This is a genomic window from Rhizobium sullae (assembly GCF_900169785.1).
GTDB lineage: Bacteria > Pseudomonadota > Alphaproteobacteria > Rhizobiales > Rhizobiaceae > Rhizobium > Rhizobium sullae.
Genome location: NZ_FWER01000031.1, coordinates 1 through 24,200, shown reverse-complemented (window position 1 = coordinate 24,200; position 24,200 = coordinate 1). Strand labels below are relative to the sequence as shown.

The following is a 24,200-nucleotide window of genomic DNA, read 5'->3' as shown; positions in this document are numbered from 1 at the left end:
AGAAGGCTTCGATGGTGGGCGCGAAAAGGCCGCGCACACCCGCCTTCAGCCATTGGCTGGCCGAAATCTACCACGGTTGTGCGACAGTATGGAGATGCGCGATAAAGTTTCAGTCCGAAAAGTAGTACGGATGAGAGCAAATGGATCCGGGCGATGCGATTCATAAAGCAAGTGCGAGCTGCGGTTTGTCTTTCTCATCATCATGGTCGAGGGACGATAGGGTCACGCCCAGCAGTCGGATTCCCTTCGGAACAGGAAAGATCGGCAAGAGCAACAGCTCCGCAATGGCAGCGATTTCGACCGCGCTCGTAGCCGGTACGGCTGCGGTCTTGCTCCTGGTAATCTGGGTGAAATCTCCCCACTTCACCTTCAGCGTCACGGTCTTACCGCGAATGCCGTTGGCCTCGCAGTAGCGCCAGACCTTGTCGATCAATGGCTGCAAGGCAGCGCGGGCGGCTTCGAGATCATGAATGTCCTTCCGAAACGTATCCTCGGCGCCGATGGATTTGCGGACGCGATCCGGCTTCACCTCGCGCTCGTCGATACCGCGGGCGATCCAGTAGAAATATGGTCCCGATTTCCCGAACTGCTGCTGCAGGAAGGCGCGATCGCGGGCTTTCAGATCCGCGCCGGTCTCAATCCCGAGCCTCAGCATCTTCTCAGCTGTCGCGGGTCCGACACCGTGGAATTTCTTGACGGGCAGGGCCTCGACGAAGGCTGGACCCTGCTTCGGCGTGATGACAAACAATCCGTCGGGCTTGCGCTGGTCGGAGGCCATCTTGGCGAGGAATTTGTTGTACGAAACACCGGCCGACGCTGTAAGTCCGGTCTCGGCCCTGATCCTCGCGCGAATTTGCTCGGCGATCTCGGTTGCGAACTCCATGCCCTTGAGGTTTTCGGTGACGTCGAGATAGGCTTCGTCGAGCGACAGCGGTTCGATCAGGTGCGTGTATTCGGAAAAGATCGCATGAATCTGCTCTGAGACCGCCCGGTAGACGTCGAAGCGGTGTGGCACGAAGATCAGCTCTGGACATTTGCGCCTGGCGGTCACCGAGGGCATCGCCGAATGGACACCGAATTTGCGTGCCTCGTAACTGGCGGCGGCGACCACGCCCCGCGCCTCCGGATAGCCGACAGCGACCGGTTTGCCGCGGAGCTCCAGATTATCGCGCTGCTCGACAGAGGCATAGAACGCGTCCATGTCCACATGCAGAATCTTGCGCACGCCACCGGCAGGTGAGGGAACCACATCGGTTCCGCTCCTGCCATCGCCGTCCGGCTCCCGCGCGATCAACATGCATTTCCTTTCACTTTACGGCTATCCATCTTATCCGAACCTGCGCCGGGATTGAGCAGCAGTGAGCGAACGATCCTGGCATCGCGAACGACCACCCTCTCTGCCGCCCATCGAAATTTGGGGATAGGATCGTGCGGATGATCGCGTCCCTATCCCGCTGTATTTGATCAGCGAATCCTCAAGCACGGAGCCTCGTCCACAAGTTGAATGACCATTCAACCCAGAAGAGTCGCTCGAGGGTTGATTGACTCCTGTTCGGTTTAAGAACAAATAGGGAACATATCAGCAGTTTCTACCGTTGCAAGCCCGAGGAGGTGCCATTTCGCATGCGTGACCGCGCCGTCAACCCTATCATCGCCGAGCTGCGCGAACGCATCGAGCGGCTGGAGGGCGGGGTGGTTCGTGGTCGGGCGACACTTCCATTCGCCGTTCCGGCGATCGACCGCCGGCTGCCGGGAGGCGGGCTGGCGCTGGGTGCGCTGCATGAGGTTGCTGGCGGCGGCAATGGCGCGATCGATGGCGCCGCGGCAGCACTGTTTGCCGCCGGGATCGCGGCGCGTACCAAGGGCAAGGTGCTCTGGTGCGTGACACGGCCGGACCTCTTCGCACCGGCACTTGCCCAGGTGGGCCTGCTGCCTGGGCGGGTCATCTATGTCGAAGCGGGTGACGAGAAGGCACTACTTTCCTGCATTGAGGAGGGACTGCGCCATGGCGGGCTTGGCGCTGTCGTCGGCGAACTGGCACGGCTCTCGATAACAGCGTCCCGCCGGCTGCAGCTTGCCGCCGAAAGTTCAGGCACGATCGGCATCGCCATCCGCCGCTGGCGGCGGCAGACCGAGGCTTCCGACTTCGGGCAGCCGACCGCATCGGTTACACGCTGGCGCGTCTCGGTATTGCCGTCTTCTCCCTTGCCGGTTCCAGGCATCGGCCGCGCCCGCTGGCTGCTTGAACTTATCCGCTGTCGCGCCGGTGAAAGTGCTGATTTTGAAGTGGAGGCCCCAGATGCCAAGGGTCGTATCGCTCTTCCTTCCGATGTGGTCCACGGATCGCCTCAGACGGAGATTGGGCGACGCCGCGCCTCCGCCTGAGACGCCGCTCGTCCTAATCGGCCGCCAGCAGAGGCGGCGCGTCGTGCTGGCCGTCGATCAGGCAGCACGCGCGGCCGGCTTGCGGATCGGGATGCCGGCAACCAAGGCGCAGGCACTGGTGACCGGCCTCGTCGTCATGGATGCGGATCCGGCCGCCGATACCGAGGCGCTCGAACGTCTGGCGCTCTGGGCGCTGCAACGCTATGCGCCGATCGTTGCCGCCGATCCGCCTGACAGTCTGGTGATCGACACGACCGGCGCCGATCACCTGCATGGCGGCGAGGAGCTGATGCTATCGGGCATGGTCAACCGCTTCTTCGCCTCGGGCATTGCCGCACGCGCGGCAGTCGCAGACACCTGGGGTGCCGCCCATGCCAGTGCGCGATTCCGGGCCAACCCGACGCTTGTCGTTCCGCCGGGTAGGCAGGCTGACGCCATCCGAGATCTGCCGATCGCCGCGCTGCGGGTCGACCCAGCCATCGTCGATGGTCTTCGGGTTCTCGGCTTCAACACGGTCGGCGAACTTACGAGCCAGCCGCGCGCCCCGCTGGCCCTTCGCTTCGGGCCGGAACTCGGCCGCCGTCTCGATCAGGCGATGGGACGGATCGCCGAGCCGATCGATCCGGTGCGCACGCCGGAGCTGGTCGAGGTCCGCCGTGCTTTTGGCGAGCCGATCGCCGCGGCCGAGACAATCGCGCGCTATACCGCCAAGCTCGTCGACCAGCTCTGTCACGCGCTCGAGGAAAAAGGTCTCGGCGCCCGCCGCGTCGATCTCTTGTTCCACCGCGTCGACAGCTCCTATCAGGCCATCCGGGCCGGAACCGCGACGCCGGTTCGCGACGTCAAGCGGCTGACGCGGTTGATCACCGACCGGATCGAGACCATCGATCCCGGCTTCGGCATCGAGATCATGTCGCTGACGGCGACCCATGCCGAACCGCTCGTCGCGCGGCAGGTGATCTCGTCGCTGGTCGAGGAACCGGAAGCCGATGTTTCCGGGTTGATCGACATCCTTGGCAACCGCATCGGCGAGAGGCGGCTCTATCGTTTCGCGCCGGTTGCCAGCGATGTGCCCGAGCGTTCCGTTACCCGCGTGGCGCCGATGATGCCGGACAATGGCGAGACCTGGCCGGATCACTGGCCGCGACCTGCCCGACTGCTCAAGCATCCCGAGCCGATCGAAACGATGGCGCTGTTGCCCGATCATCCGCCGGTCAGCTTCACCTGGCGGGGCACTCGACGCCGCGTCAAGCGCGCCGATGGTCCCGAGCGCGTGTTCGGGGAGTGGTGGAAACGCGATGCCGAACTGGTCGCGGTCCGCGATTACTTCCAGGTCGAGGACGAAGCAGGCGAACGCTACTGGATCTTTCGCGCCGGTGACGGTGAGCACAGCGAAACCGGCAGCCACAAATGGTTCCTCCATGGGATATTCGGATGACGGCAACTGAACGATATGCCGAACTGCAGGTCACCTCGCACTTTTCGTTCCTGCGCGGAGCGTCCTCCTGCGAGGAACTGTTCGCGCGGGCGGCCGGACTCGGCATCGAGGCCTTGGCGATCGTCGATCGCAATTCGCTCGCCGGTATCGTCCGCGCTCATCAGGCGGCCAGGGATACCGGCGTCCGGCTGATCGTCGGCTGTCGCCTTGATCTCACCGACGGTCTGTCGGTGCTTGTCTATCCGACTGACCGGCCGGCCTATGCGCGGCTCTGCCGTTTGCTGTCGCTCGGCAAGAAACGCGCCGGCAAGGCGAAATGCCGCCTCGATTGGGCAGATCTCGTCGCCTATGGCCAGGGGCTGATTGCCGTCTTCATCCCGGACCACGCCGATGAGACCTGCGCTCTCAACCTGCGTCGCCTGCGCGAGGCCTTCGGTGATCGCGCCTATCTGGCACTGACGCTGCGCCGAAGGCCGAACGATCAACTGCGTCTGCACGAACTGTCGAACATGGCGGCGGCGGCGCGGGTGCCGACGGTGGTGACCAATGACGTGCTGTTTCACGATCCCGAGCGACGCATCCTGCAGGATGTCGTCACCTGCATCCGCCACAACATCACGATCGACGATGCCGGCTTTAGGCGTGAACGGCATGCCGATCGCTATCTAAAACCGCCGGAAGAAATGGCGCGGCTCTTTAACCGCTATCCGGAGGCGCTTGCCCGCACCATCGAAATCATCGAGCGCTGCCGTTTCTCGCTCGACGAACTCGCCTATCAATATCCGGAGGAACGCTCGCATCCGGAACTGACACCGCAGCAGACGCTGGAGCAACTCACCTGGGAAGGGGCGGCTGAGCGTTATCCCGAAGGCCTGCCGGACAAGGTGCGCAAGAACCTCGAGCACGAGCTGCGACTGATCGAGAAGCTCGAATACGCACCATACTTCCTGACGGTGAACTCGATCGTCCGCTTTGCTCGCTCAAAGGACATTCTTTGTCAGGGCAGGGGATCGGCCGCCAATTCCGCTGTCTGTTATGTGCTTGGCGTTACCTCGATCGATCCGGACCGCAACGACCTGCTGTTCGAGCGCTTCGTTTCGGAACAGCGCCGCGAGCCGCCCGATATCGACGTCGATTTCGAGCACGAACGGCGCGAGATCGTCATGCAATGGGTGTTCGACACCTATGGTCGCGACCATGCTGCTTTGTGTTCGACCGTCATCCGCTATCGCTCGAAGGGGGCTGTCCGCGACGTCGGCAAGGCGTTAGGCCTGCCGGAGGATATGACGAAGATGCTGTCGTCGCAGGTCTGGGGCTGGGGCGAGGATGTCGGTGCCAAGCATGCCGAGGATCTCAATCTGAACCTTGGCGACCGGCGCCTGCGCCTGACAGTGGATCTCGCCCGGCAACTGATGGGCGCCCCGCGCCATCTCTCGCAGCATCCCGGCGGCTTCGTGCTTACCCGTGACCGCCTGGATGAACTCGTGCCGATCGAGCCGGCGGCGATGGTCGACCGCCAGGTGATCGAATGGGACAAGGACGACATCGACATCTTGAAATTCATGAAAGTCGACTGCCTGGCGCTCGGCATGCTCTCCTGCATGAAGCGCGGCTTCAATCTGCTTGGCGAGCATAAGGGCATCACTGTCGATCTGGCGACCATCCCGGCGGAGGATCCACGCACCTATGCGATGATCAGAAAGGCCGACACACTTGGCACTTTCCAGATCGAAAGCCGGGCGCAGATGTCGATGCTGCCGCGGATCAAGCCACGCACCTTCTATGACCTCGTCATCGAGGTGGCGATCGTCCGCCCCGGCCCGATCCAGGGCGACATGGTGCATCCCTATCTTCGTCGCCGTGAGGGCAAGGAGAAGGTGGATTATCCCAAGCCCGAACTGGAAAAGGTGCTCGGCAAGACGCTCGGTGTGCCGCTCTTCCAGGAGCAGGCAATGCGCGTGGCGATTGAATGCGCCGGTTTCACGCCGGGAGAGGCCGATCAGTTGCGCCGCGCCATGGCGACCTTCAAGCATACCGGTGGGGTATCGAAATTCGGGAAAAAACTGATCGCCGGCATGGTGGCAAACGGCTATGAGCCGGAATTTGCGGTAAAGACGTTCAAGCAGCTCGAAGGCTTCGGCAGCTACGGATTTCCGGAAAGCCACGCGGCCTCCTTCGCGTTGATCGCCTACGCGTCCTCCTGGCTGAAATGCTGGCATCCCGACGTTTTCTGCGCCGCTCTCCTCAATGCCCAGCCGATGGGTTTTTACGCACCGGCCCAGATCGTCCGCGACGCCCGCAATCATGGTGTCGAGGTGCGCCCTGTCTGCGTCAACGCCAGCCGTTGGGACTGCACGCTGGAGCCGACGGACGACGAAGACCGGTTTGCCGTTCGATTGGGTCTGCGCATGGTCAAGGGTCTTGCCAATGCCGACGCCGCGGCGATCATCACCGCACGCGCCGACCAGCCCTTCGTCTCGGTCGATGATCTCTGGCGCCGCGCCGGCGTGCCGGCGGCCTCGCTCGTTGAGCTTGCGGAAGCCGATGCCTTCCAGCCGTCGCTGAAACTTGCCCGGCGAGAGGCGCTCTGGGCGATCAAAGCGCTGCGCGACGAGCCGCTGCCACTGTTTGCCGCCGCATCGGCTCGGGAGAACGCGACCGTGGTGGAGATCGATGAGCCGATCGTGGCGCTCAGGCCGATGACGGCAGGCGGCGAGGTGGTCGAGGATTATGGTCATGTCGGGTTGACACTACGGAGCCATCCGCTGTCATTCCTGCGTGCCGATCTCAACCGCCGGCGTATCGTCACTTGCTCAGAGGCGATGCAGGCGCGCGACGGCAAGTGGCTGGAGGCCGCCGGCCTTGTTCTCGTCCGCCAGCGGCCGGGCTCCGCCAAGGGTGTCATGTTCATCACGCTCGAAGACGAGACCGGCATCGCCAATCTCGTCGTCTGGGTGAAAGTGTTCGAGAAGTACCGCAAGATCGTTCTCGGCGCAGGTATGATCGGCGTTTATGGCCGCATCCAGCGGGAAGGGGACGTCGTGCATCTGGTCGCCCACCGGCTGATCGATCTGTCAGCGGAACTCGCAAGCGTTGGCGATCGGGACATGGCGTTTCCGTTGCCGCATGGGCGTGGCGACGAGTTTCATCATGGTGCGCCGAGACCCGATCCACGCGGGTTGTCGAAGGGGCTGCGTCCGAGGGATATCGTGGATCCCTATCTGCATCTCGAGGCGATCAAGGTGAAGACGCGGGATTTCCGGTGAGGGCAAAGAGAGGCTTGGTTCGAATTCCATCAAGGCGATGTAGATCGCGCCCGCAGAGAAAAGGCAGCACCGGTAGAGCGCTGACTGTTCGAGGTTTATGCGAGATCGGCGGACAATTTTGAATCTTACGCGATCTTCACGGAAAAATCGCTTGCCGTCATCATGCTTACGTGTCGACTACTGGGAAGCGGTCCCGGCTTCAGCCGGACGGCCGTTCGGACCGTGAGTTTCCTGCGCCCTCAACACCGACGTTTCAGCTAGACCATCATCGAGACCATCAAGAAATGACCATCTCGCCTCCTTTTCTCGGCTTTCCCGATCGCCTCGCCGATGGCCGCAGGCCGCGTGCCGTGATCTTCGGAGCCGGTCACGGCAGCACCTATCGCGGCAAGGACAGCAGCGGCTACGCCTTGGCCGCCGACGCCATTCGCGCGGCGAGCCAGGACGATGCCGCGCTCGTCGACCACTGGGATTTCGATCTCGCCGGCCCGCTGTTCGACGGCAAGCCGGCCTGCTGCATCGACGCCGGCGATATGCCGACCACCATGCATGACAATGCCGGCAACCAGGCCCGGATCGAGGCGAAAACGCGCGAGGTCCTGACATTGCCGGCCGTACCGATCCTCCTCGGTGGCGACGATTCCGTGCCCATTCCCTTCCTCGCCGGCTTTGCAGATCACGGGCCGGTCTGGATCCTGCAGATCGACGCCCATATCGACTGGCGCGACGAGTTGCATGGCGAACGCTGCGGCTATTCGAGCCCGATGCGCCGGGCGAGCGAGATGCCGCATGTCGTTGGAATCGTGCAAGTCGGTCTGCGTAGCGTCGGCAGCGCGCGCGTTGCCGACATCGAAGCGGCGCGGCATTATGGCAGCCGCTTCGTGACGGCCCGCGAGATTCACGCCCAAGGCGTCGAAGCCGCTCTCCGGCATATTCCGGAAGGAGCGCGGGTCGTGGTCACTCTTGATTGCGACGGCCTCGATCCCAGCATCATGCCGGGCGTGGCGGCGCGTACGCCCGGCGGCCTCACCTACACGCAGGTGATCGACCTGATCGCAGGCCTTGGCAGGCGCGCCAGGATCGCAGGATTCGACCTTGTCGAGCTCTATCCTCCCGCCGATATCGACGGCCTGTCGGCGCTCATCGCCGCGCACCTTTTCGTCAACGCGATCGGCGCCATTGTCCGGCAGATTTGAAATCGGGTTCCTGTCGCAGCGCTAACCCTGAATATCGATGCGCTATCCCGCACGGGCGGATCGATGTATTCGTATGGAACGAATCGCTGCTTCGGTCTGCCGGCATATGGAAACTTCGCTTTACTTGCCCGTCAAAGGCTTTCTCGAGAAGGCAGGTTATATCGTCAAGGGCGAAGTTGGCGGCTGCGACATTGTCGGCCTCAGTATTGACGATCCGCCTGTTGTCGTAATCTGCGAGTTAAAACTGAGCTTCAATCTGGAGCTCATACTGCAGGCCGTCGACCGGGCTGCCGTTTCAGATGAGGTATGGATCGCCGCCAGGGTTTCAGCCAAGGGCAAAGGACGGGAGGCCGACAAACGGTACCGTGACCTATGCCGCAGGCTCGGCATCGGCATTATTGTCGGTTCAGTATCGCCGATGCCGCGAAGCAATCCGAAACGGCGTTCGAAGCTCATGCGCGAACACCAGAGACGGCGCGGTGATCCAGCACTAGGTGGGAGCACACGCGCGCCAGTTATGACGGCGTACCGCCAGCAGACACTCGGCTGCGCAGCAGCACTGGCGTCAGGACCGTTGCGCGTGCGTGAAATCAGATCCAGCGTACCGGATGCCGGGAAGATTTTGCTTTCGAATGTCTACGGCTGGTTCGAACGGCTCGACAGAGGCGTCTACGGCTTGACAGACGCTGGACGGGAAGCACTCCAGCGATGGCCGCAGCCGGACTGCAGGCCGATCAATAGCCAACCCGGCCTTACTTTCACTCAACAATAGGCCTTATGCCCCCGAATCGAAAACATAGTCTATCGTTCGAGTCCGCTTAAGACTGTGGGATCAAATCCTGCCCCCGCAACCACTGATACCGACACTCCTGCGCCAGCCCGGCCGGGAGTGTTCTGTTTTTGGCCCGCCCATTCGAGGATAGTGCCGAGGTCGCCATGCAGCGTCGCGGCGATCTCGCCGCGCTTCGGGCCGGGCGTGAGCGCGATGCGGTCGATCAGGGCACGGATCGCGTCGGACATTCATCCGAACCTTGCCAATCTCAATCGCCGCCGCGTGGAGCGCGTGTCCGACGCCCTCTGCGGTTCGCTTCCGTTCAAGGCGAGGGACGCACACAGTCGGTTTCCCGAAAAGAGCCTGTCGCCGCATTGAAAGGCGACTCGGCTATGGTCACCCCATCTTGAGATGATGCCCAAGGAACGGGAAAGATCGGGTGTCGCCCTAATCCCAGAGATTGGCATTCTTCGGAAAACCAGGGCGCTGTACACGCACGACGCAGAAGCGTTGGCCAGTGGGGGCTTGCATCACCACCCAGCGATCCAGCCGGTTCACGACTTTTGCTCCAAGCTTCTCAAGGCGCGCGACTTCCGCGGGAATGTCATCGGTCTCAATGTCTATATGGACACGGCTCTCGTGGTCCACCTGCTGGATTTGCACGATGGGTTCATCGGGCGGCGTCGCCAGCATTCGGTAGCTGTCGCGGCTACCCGGGTGGTTGAGGTCTACTGGGCGACCCAGTGCCTCGGCCCAAAAGCCAGCGGCGGCATCGACGTCAGGCATCTTACAATCGATCAGCAAAGCACACAGGCGGGAATAGTGCATGTCAGTCCCTCCATCGGTCGTTCAATTCATGTCCAGAGAATAGACGCATTTGCCGAAAATCGTCCAGAAGACTGACGAGGTGACGCGGATGTTCAACACACCCGAAATGACCACCTTAAGAACGCAGCGATGGCGCGATCGACTTTTGCCGCCGTCGAGGAGACGTTTGTAGAAACGCGCGAACGGACCTATATTGGCCCGATCGGTACGTATCGCCAAATCTCCAACCTGTTCGCCCGCCTCACCCTCTGGACGGAGTCTTTTCGGCCTAAATCGACAGCGGCATAACCGCCGCCGGCGAATGATAATCTCGCACCTAATTACTTAACCTTTTCAATACCGAACATCAGGATATCGATCGCGTTATCGACGTGTTTGGACAACTGTGCGTCAGTTGGCATCGGCTGATTGAAGAGAAGACGTCCCATTTGGAGTTCCGTGAGGATCATGCCGTGAAACTGTCGAGCAAGCGATCCTGCATCGCCGCTAACGATAGGTGAGTCCTCCTGCAAGCGCACAAAGAGCCTGCTCAGCCCCAGGTAATCGCGACGGAAGTGGCGGCGCTCCTTCGCACGCTCCCCCGCCCTTTCTTACTATCGATCGCCAACAATCCTTCTCCGCGAGGTTCAGGCACACGGCACCTGTGCCGCAAACCAATGCTACCAGTTGACCGCGCTACGCAGCGTATTGTATCTACCTGATCCGTTTGGCACAATTTGCCGCGCGCCAGATTGGTGCCAATTGTATCATCGGGCTAGGGTCAGCCCGCGCCACTCAGGGGCTCGGGTTTCGCCGTCCAATTGTCCGTGGAGGTATTCCCATGACCGCGCCCGCCGCTGATACGGATCGCCCGTTGGTGCTGGTCGTCGATGACGACGATGAGGTGCGGATGTCGCTTCAGGAGCTCATGCTGTCCGTTGGTCTCGACGTCAGCTGTTACGCCTCGCCACGCGAATTGCTGGAATCGGAGTTTCCCGAACGGCCCGGCTGCTTGGTGCTCGACGTTCGCATGCCTGGATCGAGTGGTCTCGACCTTCAACATCAACTCGCTTCAAGGGGAAACGCAAAGCCCATCATCTTCCTCACTGGCCATGGCGACATTCCCATGTCGGTGCAAGCGATGAAGGCTGGAGCCATCGACTTCCTCACGAAGCCGGTTCGCGACCAGACTTTGCTCGATGCGGTGATAGCCGGTATCGAGCGGGATGTCGCACAGCGGGCACAAGCCCAGACTGTTAAGCAGCACGTCGAGCGGTTCGCGACCCTGACGCCCCGCGAACGGCAGGTCCTGCGCGAAGTCGTGCACGGCCGGCTCAACAAGCAGATCGCCTTCGAACTCGGCATCAGCGAGATCACCGTCAAGCTCCACCGTAGCAATGTGATGCGCAAGATGCGGACGATTTCAGTGGGGGAGCTCATCCGCGCCTGGGACGCTCTGCCCGCAGACCTTCGCGAAAAGCCTCAACCATAGGCCTTGGTATGGTTACAATGTTGAGCGGATTCAGCGAGACCTAGGGAGACGGCCTGGGGGGCGCAGCAGCAACGAAGGCCATCTATTTGTTCGAGTCGCCCGTCATATTTCGCCGCGTCATGTAGCGGCGCTCCTTTGGACATTATCCGGCAGTATGTCGAGACCCAAAGGTCGCGCCGCCCTTCCTCGTTGCCGCGCGCGGTTCCGATGAAATCGTTGATCGTGCCGTTGTACCTGAGCGAAGTGACACGGACGCCAGCTTGCGCCCATAGGCTTCACCTTCGTCGCGTCGGACGTCGTTCTCATCGACAGTCAACGGTTAGGCGCGTCCTCACTTGGGCGGGCTGTCGCTCCGGCCGCCATGTGCCCACACCTGGCGCTCTTCGGCTATCTGCACGCACGGCGAACCCAGCCCGTGCCGGAAAATCGCAGCCTCAGGCTCGTTTCGATGAAGATTGCCAATCACCTGGTATATCCGACCTGTACTTCGGCATCGGATGGCCAACGCTTCCGTTCGATAGGCTAGCCCGCCGGACTGACGCATTCTCCTCGGCATAGATCCAACGACCACAAGGGAGAAAGCAAGTGCGAGACATCATGAGAGCCCTGGCGCTCGCCGCAGTAATTGGCGTATCAGGCAGCGCGCTCGGGCAGCCGGCGGATCCGCAAACGAAGCCGACGATCGTGCTTGTGCACGGGGCTTTCGCGGAGTCTTCGAGCTGGAACGACGTCATTAGCGAATTGAAGCGAAACGGCTACACGGCCATCGCTGCGGCCAATCCGCTTCGCAGCGTCGCCGGAGATGCAGCGACAGTCTCCGCCATCGTCCGTTCGATCTCCGGACCGGTCGTGCTGGTAGGCCATTCCTATGGCGGGCCGGTCATCACCGAGGCTGCCAACGGCAACGCCAATGTGAAAGCTCTGGTCTACGTCGCCGCCTTTGCGCCGGAGACCGGCGAATCCAGCCTTACGCTCTCGCAGAAGTTCCCAGGCAGCACGTTGGCGGGCGCGATCGCGACGATCGCCCTGCCGGATGGGGGCCAGGATCTTTACATCCAGCCGGATAAGTTCCGTCTCCAGTTCGCCGCAGACGTTTCCGAAGATCAGGCCCAGCTGATGGCGGCGACCCAGCGGCCCGTGACGCAGGCCGCCCTTGCCGAACCTTCGGGCGTCGCCTCGTGGAAGAAGCTTCCTTCCTACATGGTCTACGGTTCGGAGGATCGCAACATCCCGTCGACTATGATGAGCTTCATGGCGAAGCGCGCGAATGCGGTGAAGGCTGTGGTCGTCGAGGGAGCATCCCACGCGATCATGGTTTCACATCCCGACGCAGTCGCCTCGCTCATCGAGGAAGCCGCATCCGCAAAGTGAATATCTGGATCTGGCCGGCCGCAAGGGCCGGCATTCCATTAACAACGCAATATCGGAACGCAAAACAGGAGAAACGACATGAAAATCGTCGTCATCGGTGGAACCGGGCTGATCGGGTCTAAGACCGTGGAGAGGCTGCGTAAGAAAGGCCATGAAGTCCTGGCCGCATCGCCGAATTCCGGCGTCAACACCATAACCGGTGAAGGTCTGGCCGAGGCTCTTGCCGGCGCGCAAGTGGTCGTCGATCTGGCGAACTCGCCGTCATTCGAGGAAAAGGCCGCTCTGGAGTTTTTCGAGACATCCGGGCGTAATCTCTTCGCAGCTGAAAAGGCAGCAGGCGTTCGTCATCACGTCGCACTGTCCGTCGTCGGCACCGAGCGGCTGCAGGAAATGGGCTATTTCCGCGGCAAGATGGCTCAGGAGAAGCTGATCAGGAGCTCCGGAATTCCCTACACGATCGTTCACGCCACGCAGTTCTACGAATTCATGGGCGCCATCGCCCAATCCGGAACCACGGGGACGACTGTTCGACTGTCGCCGGGCGCCCTGCAGCCGATTGCAGCCGATAATGTCGCCGATGCCATGGCCGACGTGGCCCTGGCAGAGCCCTTGAACGGCATGATCGAAATCGCCGGTCCGGAGCGGGCACCTCTCAGCGAATTCGTCACGCGCTTTTTGAAAGCGACGAACGACCCGCGCAACATCGTGGTCGATCCGCATGCCCGCTATTTCGAGGTGGAGATCGACGACCGGACGCTCGTTCCGGACGAGGGAGCCCGCCTCGGGGCAATCCGCTTCGAAGAATGGCTCAGCCATTCCACACAACAGAAATAGTCAGTTCCAAACGAAGATCCTCTCGGTTCACCGATCCGTCGGATCGAAAACCGTTGGCCAGACATGGAGATGAAAATGATCAAGGCATTCCTGTACGCGGTGACGCTAGCCGCCGCTTCCGTGACCGCAGCAATGGCCAATGATGAGGCGGCAAACGTAAAGGTCGTCTACGACCAGCCGCTTCCAAACGCGCCCGGCAAGAGCATCAAGGGCGTACTCGTCGAATACGAGCCAGGCGGCACTTCGCCTGCTCATACGCATCCGAACTCCGCCTTCATCTACGCGACGGTTCTCGAAGGGGCGATCCGGAGCCAGGTCAATGACCGGCCGGTGGTCACCTATAAGACCGGCGAGAGCTGGTCGGAATTTCCGGGTGACCGCCACAGCTTCAGCGAAAATGCCAGCACGACGGAGCGTGCTCGCTTGCTTGCCGTGTTCGTCCTCGACACGAACGAGACCAACCTGGCGACCTACGAGAAATGAGTTCAACACAAGGAGAAAGCGCATGAACGCCAGGCAAAAGGAAACGTTGCCGCGCCGCGCGTGAACTATGCGGAGCTGACGCTTGCTGGTCATGTCGAAGCGGCGTGGGCCCTACAGTGCCACTTCGGCCGTGCCACCCACGCCAAGAGATGGTCATCATGCTACAGGGACATCTTGATAAACTCGCGAGCGATCCTCTCGCCTGGCTCATCCTCCTCGGGCTGGCTGGAATAGTCGTATGGTATCTGCTCTCGCCTCGACGTGCGAACCTCCGGCTGGTCGTGCAGATCGCCTTCTTTGCCGCGATGACCGCGGCTCTTATCGAGAGCGATATTTCGCCCGGCCGATTTCAAGACTATCGATTTGAAGACACTCGAGCGATCTTCGTCATCGTGGCGAAACTGCTGTGGTGGCTTCATCTGGCATGGGCCATCATCGGCTTCGTCCGCATCTATCTCGTTCTTGAAGGAAGGCCGCGCGAAGCCCGCCTTCTGCAGGATATCGTCGTCGGACTGGTCTATCTGTGCGTGATGCTATCGGCTCTCGCCTTCGTGTTCGGCGTTCCGATCGGAACGCTGGTTGCTACATCCGGCGTGATTGCTATCGTCCTCGGTCTGGCGCTCCAAAACACCCTCGGTGACGTCTTCTCGGGCATCGCCCTCACGCTCGGGCGCACCTACTCTTTGGGCGATTGGATTCTCCTTGCGGACGGAACGGAGGGACGCGTCATTGCCAGCACATGGCGGTCGACACACGTTCTCACCGTGGCAAACAATGTCGTCGTTCTGCCCAACGGCGTGCTTGCCAAACTCGGATTGACGAACATCAGCCAACCCGATGAAACGCATCTCCTTAGAATGACCGTCCGCGTCGCACCGACCAGAATGCCCTCCATCATTGAAGACGTTATGCAGTCGGTTTTGGCCGGCTGCAATTCGATCGTCAAGGAGCCGCCTCCACAGGTGGCGCTGAAGGGCGTGGACGCTGTCGCCCTGGAAATCGAGCTGCTGTTTCGGGTGACGAGCCCGTCGCTGCGGACGCAAGCCCGAAACGAGGTGATCGATCTGTTTTATCGCCAATGCAAATCCGCCGGACTGCTGTTGGCGATGCCACCGTCGGCAATCGCGTTTATGAACGAACTGCCGACGGAGGAGGGCGCCAGGCCGCCTGAGATCACGCCGCTTAGCCTCATTGAAGCGATTCCGGTTTTCTCACACCTGACGAAGTCCGAGAAGGAACTCCTGGCACAATCAAGTGCGGTCCGCGAGTTTCAGAAGGGTGAGATCATCGCTCATCAGGGTCAAACGCTGCCCTCGCTGATGATTATTCGTGCCGGGATCGTCGCAATGCGGAACGACGAGCAGGAACAGAGACGTCTTTCGCCCGGAGACTTCTTCGGCGAGACGGGCCTGCTTGCGGGAATGGGCGAGGTTTGCACGCTGCAGGCGCTCACTCCTGTCACTGTCTACGAGATCGATCAGCAGAGCTTCGCGCCGCTGCTCGAGGCCCGTCCGGCGATAGCAGAGAAGATAGCTACAACGCTCGCCGCCCGTGCCGATGACGTCCGTCATCTGCCCCTACCCGCAACAGGGCAGGAGCGGAGCGCCCGCGCGCTCCTTAAGGCAATACGGGCGATCTTCCGCAACTGACATCTCCTGTGCCAGGATGCTTCTTGAGGGAGTTGATCGTTGCTGCGGCGCGTCGGCGCAATTTGAGGCGCGAGAACCTATTCCTCAGGACAGGTATTTTTGTCGCTTGGTTCCAGGTACTCTGCTCACGCAGGAGCGCCGGGCCTGTTTCACGAAGAGAGGCACAACACCATGAAGCGTGGTGGGATTAAGTTTGAGTATGATTAGGTCAGCCGGGATGTTGAGGACAAGTGCCGGACGAGGCGCTGATCGTCCCGGGCCTGCTTTGTCCAACAGGAGCAGCCCATGATGCGCCTCTGGTCGCACCGCCCCCAATTCCTGCACCTGGGGCTTTTTGTTGTGGCCTATATATTGGGATGCGGATTTGCTCAGTCGCTTGCAATCGTACCTGGAACAGGTATTTCCATTTGGCCTCCGAGCGGGCTTTTCATTGCTACGCTTGTCCTGGCCTCCGGGTACAGCTGGCCATGGTGGGTGCTGGGGGGCTGTCTGGCTGAGCTGTTCAGCAATTTCTTGTGGTTCCACAGTCCGCTGCCCGCGGCCGTCCTGATCTATATCGGCAACGCTCTTGAAGCAGCGGTCGGCGCGTGGCTCGTGAACCGGACCTGCAGGCGTCCGGTTCGGCTGGAAACCTTGCAGGAAGTTCTCGCATTCGTCGTCCTGGCCGCTGGAGTTGCGCCAACCATTGGCGCGACGGTGGGAAGTGCGACTCTTGCGTGGTTTGGCATACAATCGCAAACTTTCGCGGCGGCTTGGCCTTTATGGTGGATCGGGGATGCCACCGGGATCCTGATCGTAGCGCCACTGGCGCTGGTCGTGTTCCAGAACTGGCGCGGCAAGTCCCAGCTTTCGGCCGCGCGATGGATGGAGGCTTGCGTCCTTGGGCTGATCTTTCTTGGTGTCGCCGCCCTTTCCTTGAGCGGTTACCTGCCCTTCGCCTACATCATCATGCCGCCTCTTCTTTGGGCCGCGGCGCGCTTTGAGTTTCGAGGCGCCGCCGTCGCCTTGACCCTCCTTGCTCTGATCACGGCGGTATTCACAATATCCGGCGCCAGCCAATTTGCCGGCGATCCCGAGTCCCAGAAGCACAAGCAGATCATGCTGCAGCTTTTTCTAGCCATCTCGGCATTTTCGGCGCTCATCGTAGCCGCTATATCCAGGCAGCATCAGCTGGCGCTGCTCACATTGCGCCAAAGCGTGGAGGCATTGCGCGACCGGGAGCGGGAGCTCTCGCAGCTCGTGGATATGGTCCCCGTCCAGATCAGGCGTCTGACGCCCGAAGGCAAGCCGACCTTCTTCAACAAGCGCTTGCTTGACTTCTTCGGTTTGAACGACGTAGCGCAGTTGGATAGGCCAGACATGAGCCGGCTGGCGGCAGCCATACAGACTCTCGTCCATCCCGAAGATGCGGCGTGCCTGCTCGAGACAGTCCGCCACTCCCTCGCCACCGGCGAGCCCTACGCCATGAAGTATCGCATGCGTCGTGCGGACGGCGCATACCGCTGGGTTGATGGCCGCGGGGAGCCGTTGCGGGATGAAGGCGGCGTGATTGTGCAATGGTACGCAATTTCCATCGACATCGACGACGAGGTGCGCGCACAGGAAGCATTGCGCCAAAGCGAGCGGCAGCTTCGGCAGCTCATCGACGCCGTGCCCGCTCTGATCTGGAGCGCGACGCCTGAAGGAACGCCGTCCTACATCAACAAACGGCTCATGGATACGGTCGGCGTCACCCTGGAAGACTTGACCGCGCCGGACGCGTCGCGGTCCCTGGCCGATGTCCATCCCGAAGACAGGCAGGCGGTGGGGCAAGCGCTGACGCGCTCGTTCGAGACGGGTACCACCTTCGCAATGAAGTATCGCCAGCAGCGGTCAGATGGAACCTATCGCTGGACAGAGGGGCGTGCGGACCCGCTGCGCGACCCGGACGGCCGGATCGTGCAATGGTATGGCGTCTGCCTCGATATAGATGACCTGGTGACCGCTCAGGAGGCCTTGCAGCAAAGCGAGCGCCGCTACCGTGACCTCTTCCACTATATGCCGATCGGGCTCACGCAGGTGGACGCCAGCAAACTGGTTCCCTTGTTCAAGGAGTTGCGTGCAAAGGGAGTGACGGAACTCCAAACGTACATTGACGAGCACCCCGAATTCCTGCCGCGCGCACTGGAAGCTCTGGAGGTTGAAGAGGTCAACCAACATATCATCGAGATGTTCGGCGCGAAAAATGCGGAGGAGATGCACCTGCCAATTACCCGCTACTGGCAGCCGAGCATTTCCACCATACGCCGCTCGATTGAGGCGCGTTATCGCGGCGAGGAGGTCTTCCGGGAAGAGACCCAGGTGGCGCGAATGGACGGCAGCGTCATCGACGTCCTGTTCACCACCGCCCGTCCCGGCGCTGTCGCCGACAAGAGTCTGGTCGGCTTTATCGATATCACAGAGCGCAAGAAGGCAGAGAAGGCATTGCGTAACCGGGAGCGGGAGTTCTCGCAGCTCGTCGACATGGTTCCGAGCCTTCTCTGGCGATTAAGCCCGGAGGGCGAACCGGTCTTCTTCAGCAAACGCATGATCGAATTCTTCGGTTTGGACGTAGGGGATTACGATAGGCCGGGATCAAGCGGGCTAGCTGCGGCCATTGCGGCTCTCGTCCATCCCGATGATGCAACCCGGCTGGCGGAGGCGCTCAACCACTCATTCGCTACAGGTGAGGCCTTTTCCCTTAACTATCGCCTGCGTCGTGCGGATGGGATTTATCGCTGGATGTCGAGCCGCGCGGAGCCGCTGCGGGATGAGAGCGGACGTATCCTCCAGTGGTACGGCCTCTGTCACGACATCGAAGATCAAGTGCATGCCGAGGAGGCGCTGCGCGAGAGAGAACGCTTTCTCTGGGAGCTGGTTGAAACGCTGCCGGCCTTGATCGATTGTGTCGCACCGGATGGCGAGCCGGTCTATCGCAGCCAGCAGTTGCGCGAATTCCTCGGGTACGAGCTTGAAGAATTGGACAGCAAGGGAAAATCCCGGTTAGCCGGCGCACTGGATGCCGGTGTTCATCCCGACGACATCGCGGGAGTTAAGGAGCAGTACGCCCATTCGTTGTCCACCGGCGAGCCGTATGCGCAGAGGCATCGTCTGCGGCGGTTCGATGGAGAATATCGCTGGGTCGAGACGCGCGCCGCCCCGATGCGAAACGCCGAGGGCGCCATCGTGCAGTGGAATGTCATCTGCCTGGACATCGACGGTGAGGTTCGAGCGCAGGAAAAGTTGCTTCTAACGCAAGAGAGTCTCGCACGCGCGAACCAGGCGGCGAGTCTTGCCGAGCTCTCGGCATCCATCGCCCATGAGGTCAATCAACCGCTGTCGGCCGTGATGAACTATTCGAGCGCCTGCCAGCGTTGGCTTACGGCTGAACCGCCGAATATCGAGCGGGCACAGAAAACGGTGGAGCGGATCATTCATAGCGCAAACTCCGCCGCCGATGTTGTCAGTCGCATCCGCGCCTTGTTCAAGCAATCCGCAGACACGAGGGATTGTACGACGCTCGACGGTGTGATCGCCGAGGCGCGCGATCTCCTGGCAGAGGAGGCATCACGTCGCCGCGTCCGCATGGATATAGCGATCGAGCGCGCGCTTCGGCTTGTCGCGTTCGATCGTGTCCAGATTCAACAGGTTCTGATCAATCTCATCCGCAACGGCATGGATGCGATGGCTACTGTTCCGAATGACAGGATTCTTCGGATACGTGTAAACCAAGTTCTGGACGTGGTTCGGATCGAGATCAGCGACTCCGGCCGGGGCGTCCAATTTCCCGACAGAATATTCGAGCCGTTCTTTACGACGAAAGAGCAAGGGATGGGTATGGGGTTGGCGATCTGCCGTTCAATTGTCGAGGCACACGGTGGACAGTTATGGACGGAGAAAAACCAACCGTATGGCGCGAAGTTCATCTTCACGTTGCCGGCTGAAGTGAACAGTCTCCATGACGACATATCGTCAATGCGGATCCAGAATGGATGACGATGGGCGCATTCGGAGGCGCCCGGCCACGGGGCAGTCAGTCGTTCGAAATCGAGAAACAAGATCGGAGCGCGCCCGCCATGATGCGCAAACAGGGGCCGCCGTTGGTGGTGGGCAGCGTTTTGGACGAATTCGTTGCCGCAGAGCTGCGGGGTCATGCAGCAAATCGACAGAAGGAACGTTATGCAGGAGAGAGTGGCGGTGGAAATATCTATAACTCGCTCGCGCCGGGCGAGATGGAGTAGAGTATGAGCGAAGAAAAAACTGTCGTGGCGATTGTTGATGATGACCCACGGGTACTTGAGTCGCTGGAAGAACTTCTGGAGTCCGCGGGCTACGTGGCCCGCAGCTTCTCGTCGGCGGGATCGCTCCTTGCTAGCGGACTGTCGGGCGTGGATGTGCTCATCACCGACATTGGAATGCCGGGCATGGACGGCTTTGAACTTCGTGATCTGGTGAGGGAGGCACATCCGGAACTGCCCGTGTTCTTGATCACTGGCCGCCACGAGATAGCGGATCAGGGCCGTGCCCAAGGCATTAGCGGATTTTTCCGCAAGCCTTTCGATGGCCGGGTACTACTTGCGGCCATCGGAGACGCCTTACGCGATTGAGACGGGCCGGACCTGTCTAGCTTTCACATCCCTGTGATGGCCTTCGCTTCGGTGGCCATGAAGTCGCAGAGCAGCCTCACGCGCAAGGGGGCGGTGCGTCCGAAGGCATGCAGGGCATTGAAGGGAAGCTTGGGAAGCGCGATCTCTGGTGCGAGATCGACCAGTGTCCCGTCTTTCAGTTCGCCGGCCACCAGGCATCGCAGAAGATATGCCGCGCCGAGTCCGCTCAGCGCCGCCTGGATCAGTGCCGTTCCTGAATCGCAATTGACGCGCCCGGAGGGGATGAAGGTGGTTCCATCGGCCAAACGCACGGACGTTGGTATGCCGCCCATTGCAAATCGAGCGAAGGGCAGGCTTGCCAGAGCTTCCGCCGACTTTGGACTGCCCCAGGTCTCAAGGAAACGCGGGGAGGCAACCACTGCCATCGGCAGATCTAACAGATGCCGAACAATGAGGTCCCCTTGTGTGGGATCACCGACGCGCAACACGACGTCGTAATCCTCCCTGATCAGATCCACGAACCGGTCCGTCAGTCCGATATCCAGATGCAGGTCCGGATAGGCGGCCGCAAAGCTGGTAAACAGCCGGGGTAGCAGCAAGGGCGCCAGCTCGCCGGGCATGCTGATGCGCAGGCGCCCGGATGGGGCAGCCTGCGACCTGATCGCCTCGTCGCTCGAATCCAGATCTCGCAAGAGCGGCGCAACGCGTTCGAAGAAAATCTGGCCGTCCTGCGTGAGCATTAGGGCGCGGGTGGAGCGCAGGAAGAGCCGTGTTCCGATTTTCTTTTCCAGCCGCGCCACGCTCTTCGAGACCGCAGATGGCGTTGTGTTCAGGTCGCGTGCAGCCGCGCTGAAGGAGCCGGCCTCCACAGTCCGAACAAAAGCCATCAGTCCCGACGTCTCACTCAGCAGATTTGGCATTTGCATCTCCGCGGCACAAATCATGTGCCTGACTGCATTCTAATGGCGCGAGGCGAGCGGGTTTATCTCAACCTCAACGGAAACGGAGATAAGCAATGCAGCATCTGAAAGACAAGGTCGCCGTCATCACGGGCGGTAACAGCGGCATCGGCAAGGCAACTGCGCGCCTGTTCGCGCGAGAAGGGGCGCAGGTCGTCATCACCGGCCGGCGCCAGGACGTCGTCGATCAAGCGGTGAACGAAATCGGCCATGGCGCTGTCGGTGTCGTTGGTGATGTCGCCGACATCGAACACCATCGAACGCTTGCCGAGACGGTGAAGAACCGCTTTGGCGGCCTCGACATCTATATAGCCAATGCCGCGATCATCAGTCTCACTGCTTCCGGCAATGTGACGCCGGAAGACTATGACCGGCATTTCGCCATTAATACGCGCGGCGTGTTCTTCGGCGTGCAAACGATCGAGCCGGTGATCCGCGATGGCGGCAGCATCATCGTCACGAGCTCGCTGGCAGCAACCAAGGTTCTGCCGGATCACACCGTCTATGCCGGCTCGAAAGCTGCTGTCACCGCGTTCGCGAAGAACTGGGCGATCGAGTTCAAGCACCGAAGGATCCGCGTCAATATTTTGAGCCCGGGACCGGTCGATACCGCTATTCTCGGAAAACTTGGAGTTTTGGAAGCTGATCGCCCGGCATTCGAACATCACATGGCTTCGCTTATCCCGGCGGGCCGCTTGGGACAGCCGGAAGAACTGGCGCGCGCCGTTCTCTTCCTCGCCTCCGAGGCGGGAAGTTTCGTCAACGGTATCGAACTGCATGTCGATGGCGGCATGACTTTGGCTTGAAGGACCGATGTGAGTTCGCGGGAAAGCGCGATTTGCGCGACGCACCAAGCTATCCGGTGCGTCGCATCTGCGCCGAAAGGGTCGGCCGAAAGACTTCATGCGGTGACGGCTGTCTTCTGAGTTGCTGCGCGTTGATGGCTTTGATCGCCTACGCCCACGTTTCGGCGTCGATTACGGCCTTGGCAAACGCCTCGGGTGCCTCTTGTGGAAGGTTATGGCCGATTCCGCCCGAAACCAGCCGATGCGCGTACTTTGCCTTGAATTTTCCCGCATACGCTTTGGGGTCGGGGTGAGGAGCGCCATTGGCATCGCCTTCCAGCGTGATCGCCGGGACCTCGATGTCGGGGGCGTCGGCAAGCTTGGCCTCATACTTGTCGAAGCGCTTCTCGCCTTGGGCCAGGCCGAGACGCCAGCGGTAGTTGTGTACGACGATCTCCACATGGTCTGGATTGGAAAAGGCCGCTGCGCTCCGGTCGAATGTGGCGTCATCGAACGTCCAGCGAGGCGAAGCCAGCCGCCAGATCAGCTTGGCGAAGTCGTTGGTGTATTTCTGGTAGCCTTCGCGGCCGCGATCGGTGGCGAAATAGTACTGGTACCACCATTGAAGCTCGGCCGACGGCGGCAGGGGTTTCTTGCCCGCGCTCTGGCTGCCGATCAGATAACCGCTGACGGATACGAGCGCCTTGCATCGATCCGGCCAGAGAGCCGCGACGATGTCGGCAGTCCTGGCTCCCCAGTCGAAGCCGGCGATGGTCGCCTTCTCGATCTTGAGGGCGTCCATCAGCTTCACGGCGTCGAGCGCGAGCGCCGACTGCTGCCCATTGCGCTTCGTCTTGTCGGATAGGAACGTGGTTGCTCCGTATCCGCGCAGATATGGAACGATTACCCGATGACCATGATCTGCCAACAGTGGCGCGACCTCGGCGAAGCTGTTGATGTCGTACGGCCAGCCGTGCAGCAGAAGAACGGGTGACCCGTCAGAAGGCCCGAGATCGGCGTAGGCGACGTTAAGATCGCCGGCGTCAATGCGCTCGCTGGCCTCCAATGTCGCGCCCTGCGTTTGGCCAGCTTTCGCTTCTTCGGTGCCCTGAGCCGCTCGGGCGCTCTTTCCGGGTATTCCTGTTGCCATCAGCCCGAGGGCGACGCCGCCGAGGGACCGGCGTGTCAGGTTCGCAAGTTCAATGTTTTCCATGACTACGTTCTCCGAAAGTGGGTGCTTGTGCCGCGCTGCCTCAGAGGCAGGGGTCTCAATGCCAGTACTGGACGCCAGGAGTTTGAGACGGTAGACGGACGGTCGCTACTGAACGAAGGTATCGGTCATACGACGGTATATCGCCCACGGTACCATCGGCCAATCCGGCCAAATCGACCGTGATTGGCAGTCTGAGGGATGCACGCGGCCACCTTGAGGCGAGGTCCGGGCTATCCCGGACCTCGCTAGATGAGCCGGATCTGTGGCACGCTCGGCTACCGCATTTTTCGCCGCAGCAAGGATATGACGATGCCGTAAACCGCTGATTCGGCAAGCGATGGCAGACGTGTATCCGGCTTAACCCAATGACGATCAGTAGTCCCAGAAGACCGGTACCCAACGAAAGGCGTTGCCGTCGACTGCGACGTGGCCAACAGAGGGAAACGGCATATGAGTTGCCACCAGCAGTTCGCCGCTCGCTGCCAGCTCCTGCAAAAGCCGGACCCGAACGCGGGCGGCCTCCTCGGGGTCATGTTCGAAACCGTTGTGCCAGTCGGGGTGATCGAAGCCGACCGCGAACACGGCGTCGCCGGCAAACATCAGCCGGTCGTTGCCTGAGGCCACGCGGACCACGCTGTGCCCGGGGGTGTGGCCGCCGGTCCGAGAGACGACGACGCCCGGCGCCACCTCGTGCTCATCCTCGAACAACCGCAGCTGGCTCTGGTACTCTTTGCTGAACCGCTTGGCGGCCGCCCGAAGCGCGTCCGGGAAGCCCGCCGGCATCGAGACGCGCGAGAAATCGGGCGACTCCCAGAATTTGACCTCGGCAGCGGCCACATGGATCCGCAGGTCCGGATTCAGCCGTTCCTTCACCCCGTCGACGAGCAGCCCGCCAACGTGGTCCATGTGCATGTGGGTCAGCACC

21 protein-coding genes and 1 pseudogene are annotated in these 24,200 nt (G+C 61.2%); 14 read left to right on the top strand and 8 right to left on the bottom strand.

Going from position 1 to position 24,200, the window contains the following annotated elements:
- Positions 1-160 precede the first annotated feature (160 nt).
- Positions 161-1,297, bottom strand: a complete 1,137-nt coding sequence (gene dinB / locus BN1800_RS24110; protein ID WP_087001476.1) for a DNA polymerase IV — start codon at positions 1,295-1,297, stop codon at positions 161-163.
- Between the two features lie 326 nt (positions 1,298-1,623).
- Here dinB and BN1800_RS24105 point away from each other — a divergent pair, with 326 nt between their 5' ends.
- From BN1800_RS24105 to BN1800_RS24085, 5 genes are all read left to right on the top strand, one after another.
- Complete coding sequence (locus BN1800_RS24105; protein WP_087001475.1) at positions 1,624-2,385, top strand: ImuA family protein; 762 nt, start codon at positions 1,624-1,626, stop codon at positions 2,383-2,385.
- Entirely contained in the window at positions 2,300-3,823 is a 1,524-nt protein-coding gene (locus BN1800_RS24100) for a Y-family DNA polymerase (RefSeq protein ID WP_087001474.1), read from the top strand. Before BN1800_RS24105 ends, BN1800_RS24100 begins: the two co-directional genes overlap by 86 nt.
- A complete protein-coding gene (locus tag BN1800_RS24095; RefSeq protein ID WP_087001473.1) occupies positions 3,820-7,089 on the top strand; it encodes an error-prone DNA polymerase in 3,270 nt (1,089 codons plus the stop codon). Before BN1800_RS24100 ends, BN1800_RS24095 begins: the two co-directional genes overlap by 4 nt.
- 284 nt (positions 7,090-7,373) lie before the next feature.
- On the top strand, positions 7,374-8,285 hold the full coding sequence (locus tag BN1800_RS24090) for an agmatinase (protein ID WP_087001472.1): 912 nt from the start codon (positions 7,374-7,376) through the stop codon (positions 8,283-8,285).
- 106 nt (positions 8,286-8,391) lie between these two features.
- Positions 8,392-9,057 (top strand): DUF2161 domain-containing phosphodiesterase, encoded by a 666-nt coding sequence (locus tag BN1800_RS24085; RefSeq protein ID WP_087001503.1) that lies wholly within the window; start codon positions 8,392-8,394, stop codon positions 9,055-9,057.
- Positions 9,058-9,086: 29 nt separating this feature from the next.
- Here BN1800_RS24085 and BN1800_RS24080 read toward each other — a convergent pair whose 3' ends face one another.
- The 3 genes from BN1800_RS24080 to BN1800_RS44025 all read right to left on the bottom strand — a co-directional run bounded on the left by BN1800_RS24080 (position 9,087) and on the right by BN1800_RS44025 (position 10,403).
- Positions 9,087-9,305: a hypothetical protein gene (locus tag BN1800_RS24080; RefSeq protein ID WP_027513226.1), complete on the bottom strand. Its 219-nt coding sequence runs from the start codon at positions 9,303-9,305 to the stop codon at positions 9,087-9,089.
- A 199-nt stretch (positions 9,306-9,504) separates the two neighbouring features.
- Positions 9,505-9,885: a VOC family protein gene (locus tag BN1800_RS24075; RefSeq protein WP_087001471.1), complete on the bottom strand. Its 381-nt coding sequence runs from the start codon at positions 9,883-9,885 to the stop codon at positions 9,505-9,507.
- Between the two features lie 320 nt (positions 9,886-10,205).
- Positions 10,206-10,403, bottom strand: a complete 198-nt coding sequence (locus BN1800_RS44025) for a TetR/AcrR family transcriptional regulator C-terminal domain-containing protein (protein ID WP_087001470.1) — start codon at positions 10,401-10,403, stop codon at positions 10,206-10,208.
- A 302-nt stretch (positions 10,404-10,705) separates the two neighbouring features.
- Between BN1800_RS44025 and BN1800_RS24060 the strand changes: the two genes are divergently transcribed.
- Entirely contained in the window at positions 10,706-11,356 is a 651-nt protein-coding gene (locus tag BN1800_RS24060) for a response regulator transcription factor (RefSeq protein WP_037143803.1), read from the top strand.
- 206 nt (positions 11,357-11,562) lie between these two features.
- Here the strand turns inward: BN1800_RS24060 and BN1800_RS44020 are convergent.
- Positions 11,563-11,666: pseudogene (locus BN1800_RS44020) on the bottom strand (lipase); the annotation flags it as partial.
- 287 nt (positions 11,667-11,953) lie between these two features.
- Here BN1800_RS44020 and BN1800_RS24055 point away from each other — a divergent pair.
- The 7 genes from BN1800_RS24055 (at position 11,954) to BN1800_RS24025 (ending at position 20,318) form a co-directional block, all read left to right on the top strand.
- On the top strand, positions 11,954-12,727 hold the full coding sequence (locus BN1800_RS24055) for an alpha/beta fold hydrolase (protein WP_087001469.1): 774 nt from the start codon (positions 11,954-11,956) through the stop codon (positions 12,725-12,727).
- Between the two features lie 78 nt (positions 12,728-12,805).
- On the top strand, positions 12,806-13,561 hold the full coding sequence (locus tag BN1800_RS24050; protein WP_087001468.1) for an SDR family oxidoreductase: 756 nt from the start codon (positions 12,806-12,808) through the stop codon (positions 13,559-13,561).
- Between the two features lie 75 nt (positions 13,562-13,636).
- Positions 13,637-14,044, top strand: a complete 408-nt coding sequence (locus BN1800_RS24045) for a cupin domain-containing protein (protein WP_087001502.1) — start codon at positions 13,637-13,639, stop codon at positions 14,042-14,044.
- A 158-nt stretch (positions 14,045-14,202) separates the two neighbouring features.
- Positions 14,203-15,693, top strand: a complete 1,491-nt coding sequence (locus BN1800_RS24040) for a cyclic nucleotide-binding domain-containing protein (protein WP_027513236.1) — start codon at positions 14,203-14,205, stop codon at positions 15,691-15,693.
- Positions 15,694-15,978: 285 nt separating this feature from the next.
- Positions 15,979-19,707 carry an MASE1 domain-containing protein gene (locus BN1800_RS24035; protein ID WP_087001467.1) on the top strand — a complete coding sequence of 1,243 codons (3,729 nt, stop codon included), beginning with the start codon at positions 15,979-15,981 and terminating at the stop codon, positions 19,705-19,707.
- Between the two features lie 80 nt (positions 19,708-19,787).
- Positions 19,788-19,952 carry a hypothetical protein gene (locus BN1800_RS41520; protein WP_156915367.1) on the top strand — a complete coding sequence of 55 codons (165 nt, stop codon included), beginning with the start codon at positions 19,788-19,790 and terminating at the stop codon, positions 19,950-19,952.
- Positions 19,953-19,955: 3 nt separating this feature from the next.
- Positions 19,956-20,318, top strand: coding sequence for a response regulator (locus tag BN1800_RS24025; RefSeq protein ID WP_027513238.1), 363 nt, complete (start codon positions 19,956-19,958; stop codon positions 20,316-20,318).
- Between the two features lie 23 nt (positions 20,319-20,341).
- On the opposite strand, the gene BN1800_RS24020 is transcribed toward BN1800_RS24025, so the two are convergent.
- Positions 20,342-21,238, bottom strand: coding sequence for a LysR family transcriptional regulator (locus BN1800_RS24020; protein ID WP_087001465.1), 897 nt, complete (start codon positions 21,236-21,238; stop codon positions 20,342-20,344).
- Positions 21,239-21,333: 95 nt separating this feature from the next.
- Between BN1800_RS24020 and BN1800_RS24015 the strand changes: the two genes are divergently transcribed.
- On the top strand, positions 21,334-22,083 hold the full coding sequence (locus BN1800_RS24015; RefSeq protein WP_087001464.1) for an SDR family NAD(P)-dependent oxidoreductase: 750 nt from the start codon (positions 21,334-21,336) through the stop codon (positions 22,081-22,083).
- A 148-nt stretch (positions 22,084-22,231) separates the two neighbouring features.
- On the opposite strand, the gene BN1800_RS24010 is transcribed toward BN1800_RS24015, so the two are convergent.
- Together BN1800_RS24010 and BN1800_RS24005 are read right to left on the bottom strand one after the other, a co-directional pair.
- On the bottom strand, positions 22,232-23,275 hold the full coding sequence (locus BN1800_RS24010; RefSeq protein WP_087001463.1) for an alpha/beta fold hydrolase: 1,044 nt from the start codon (positions 23,273-23,275) through the stop codon (positions 22,232-22,234).
- A gap of 372 nt (positions 23,276-23,647) precedes the next feature.
- Positions 23,648-24,200, bottom strand: a 553-nt coding sequence (locus BN1800_RS24005) for an MBL fold metallo-hydrolase (RefSeq protein WP_143534072.1), incomplete at its 5' end; no start/stop codon positions are given.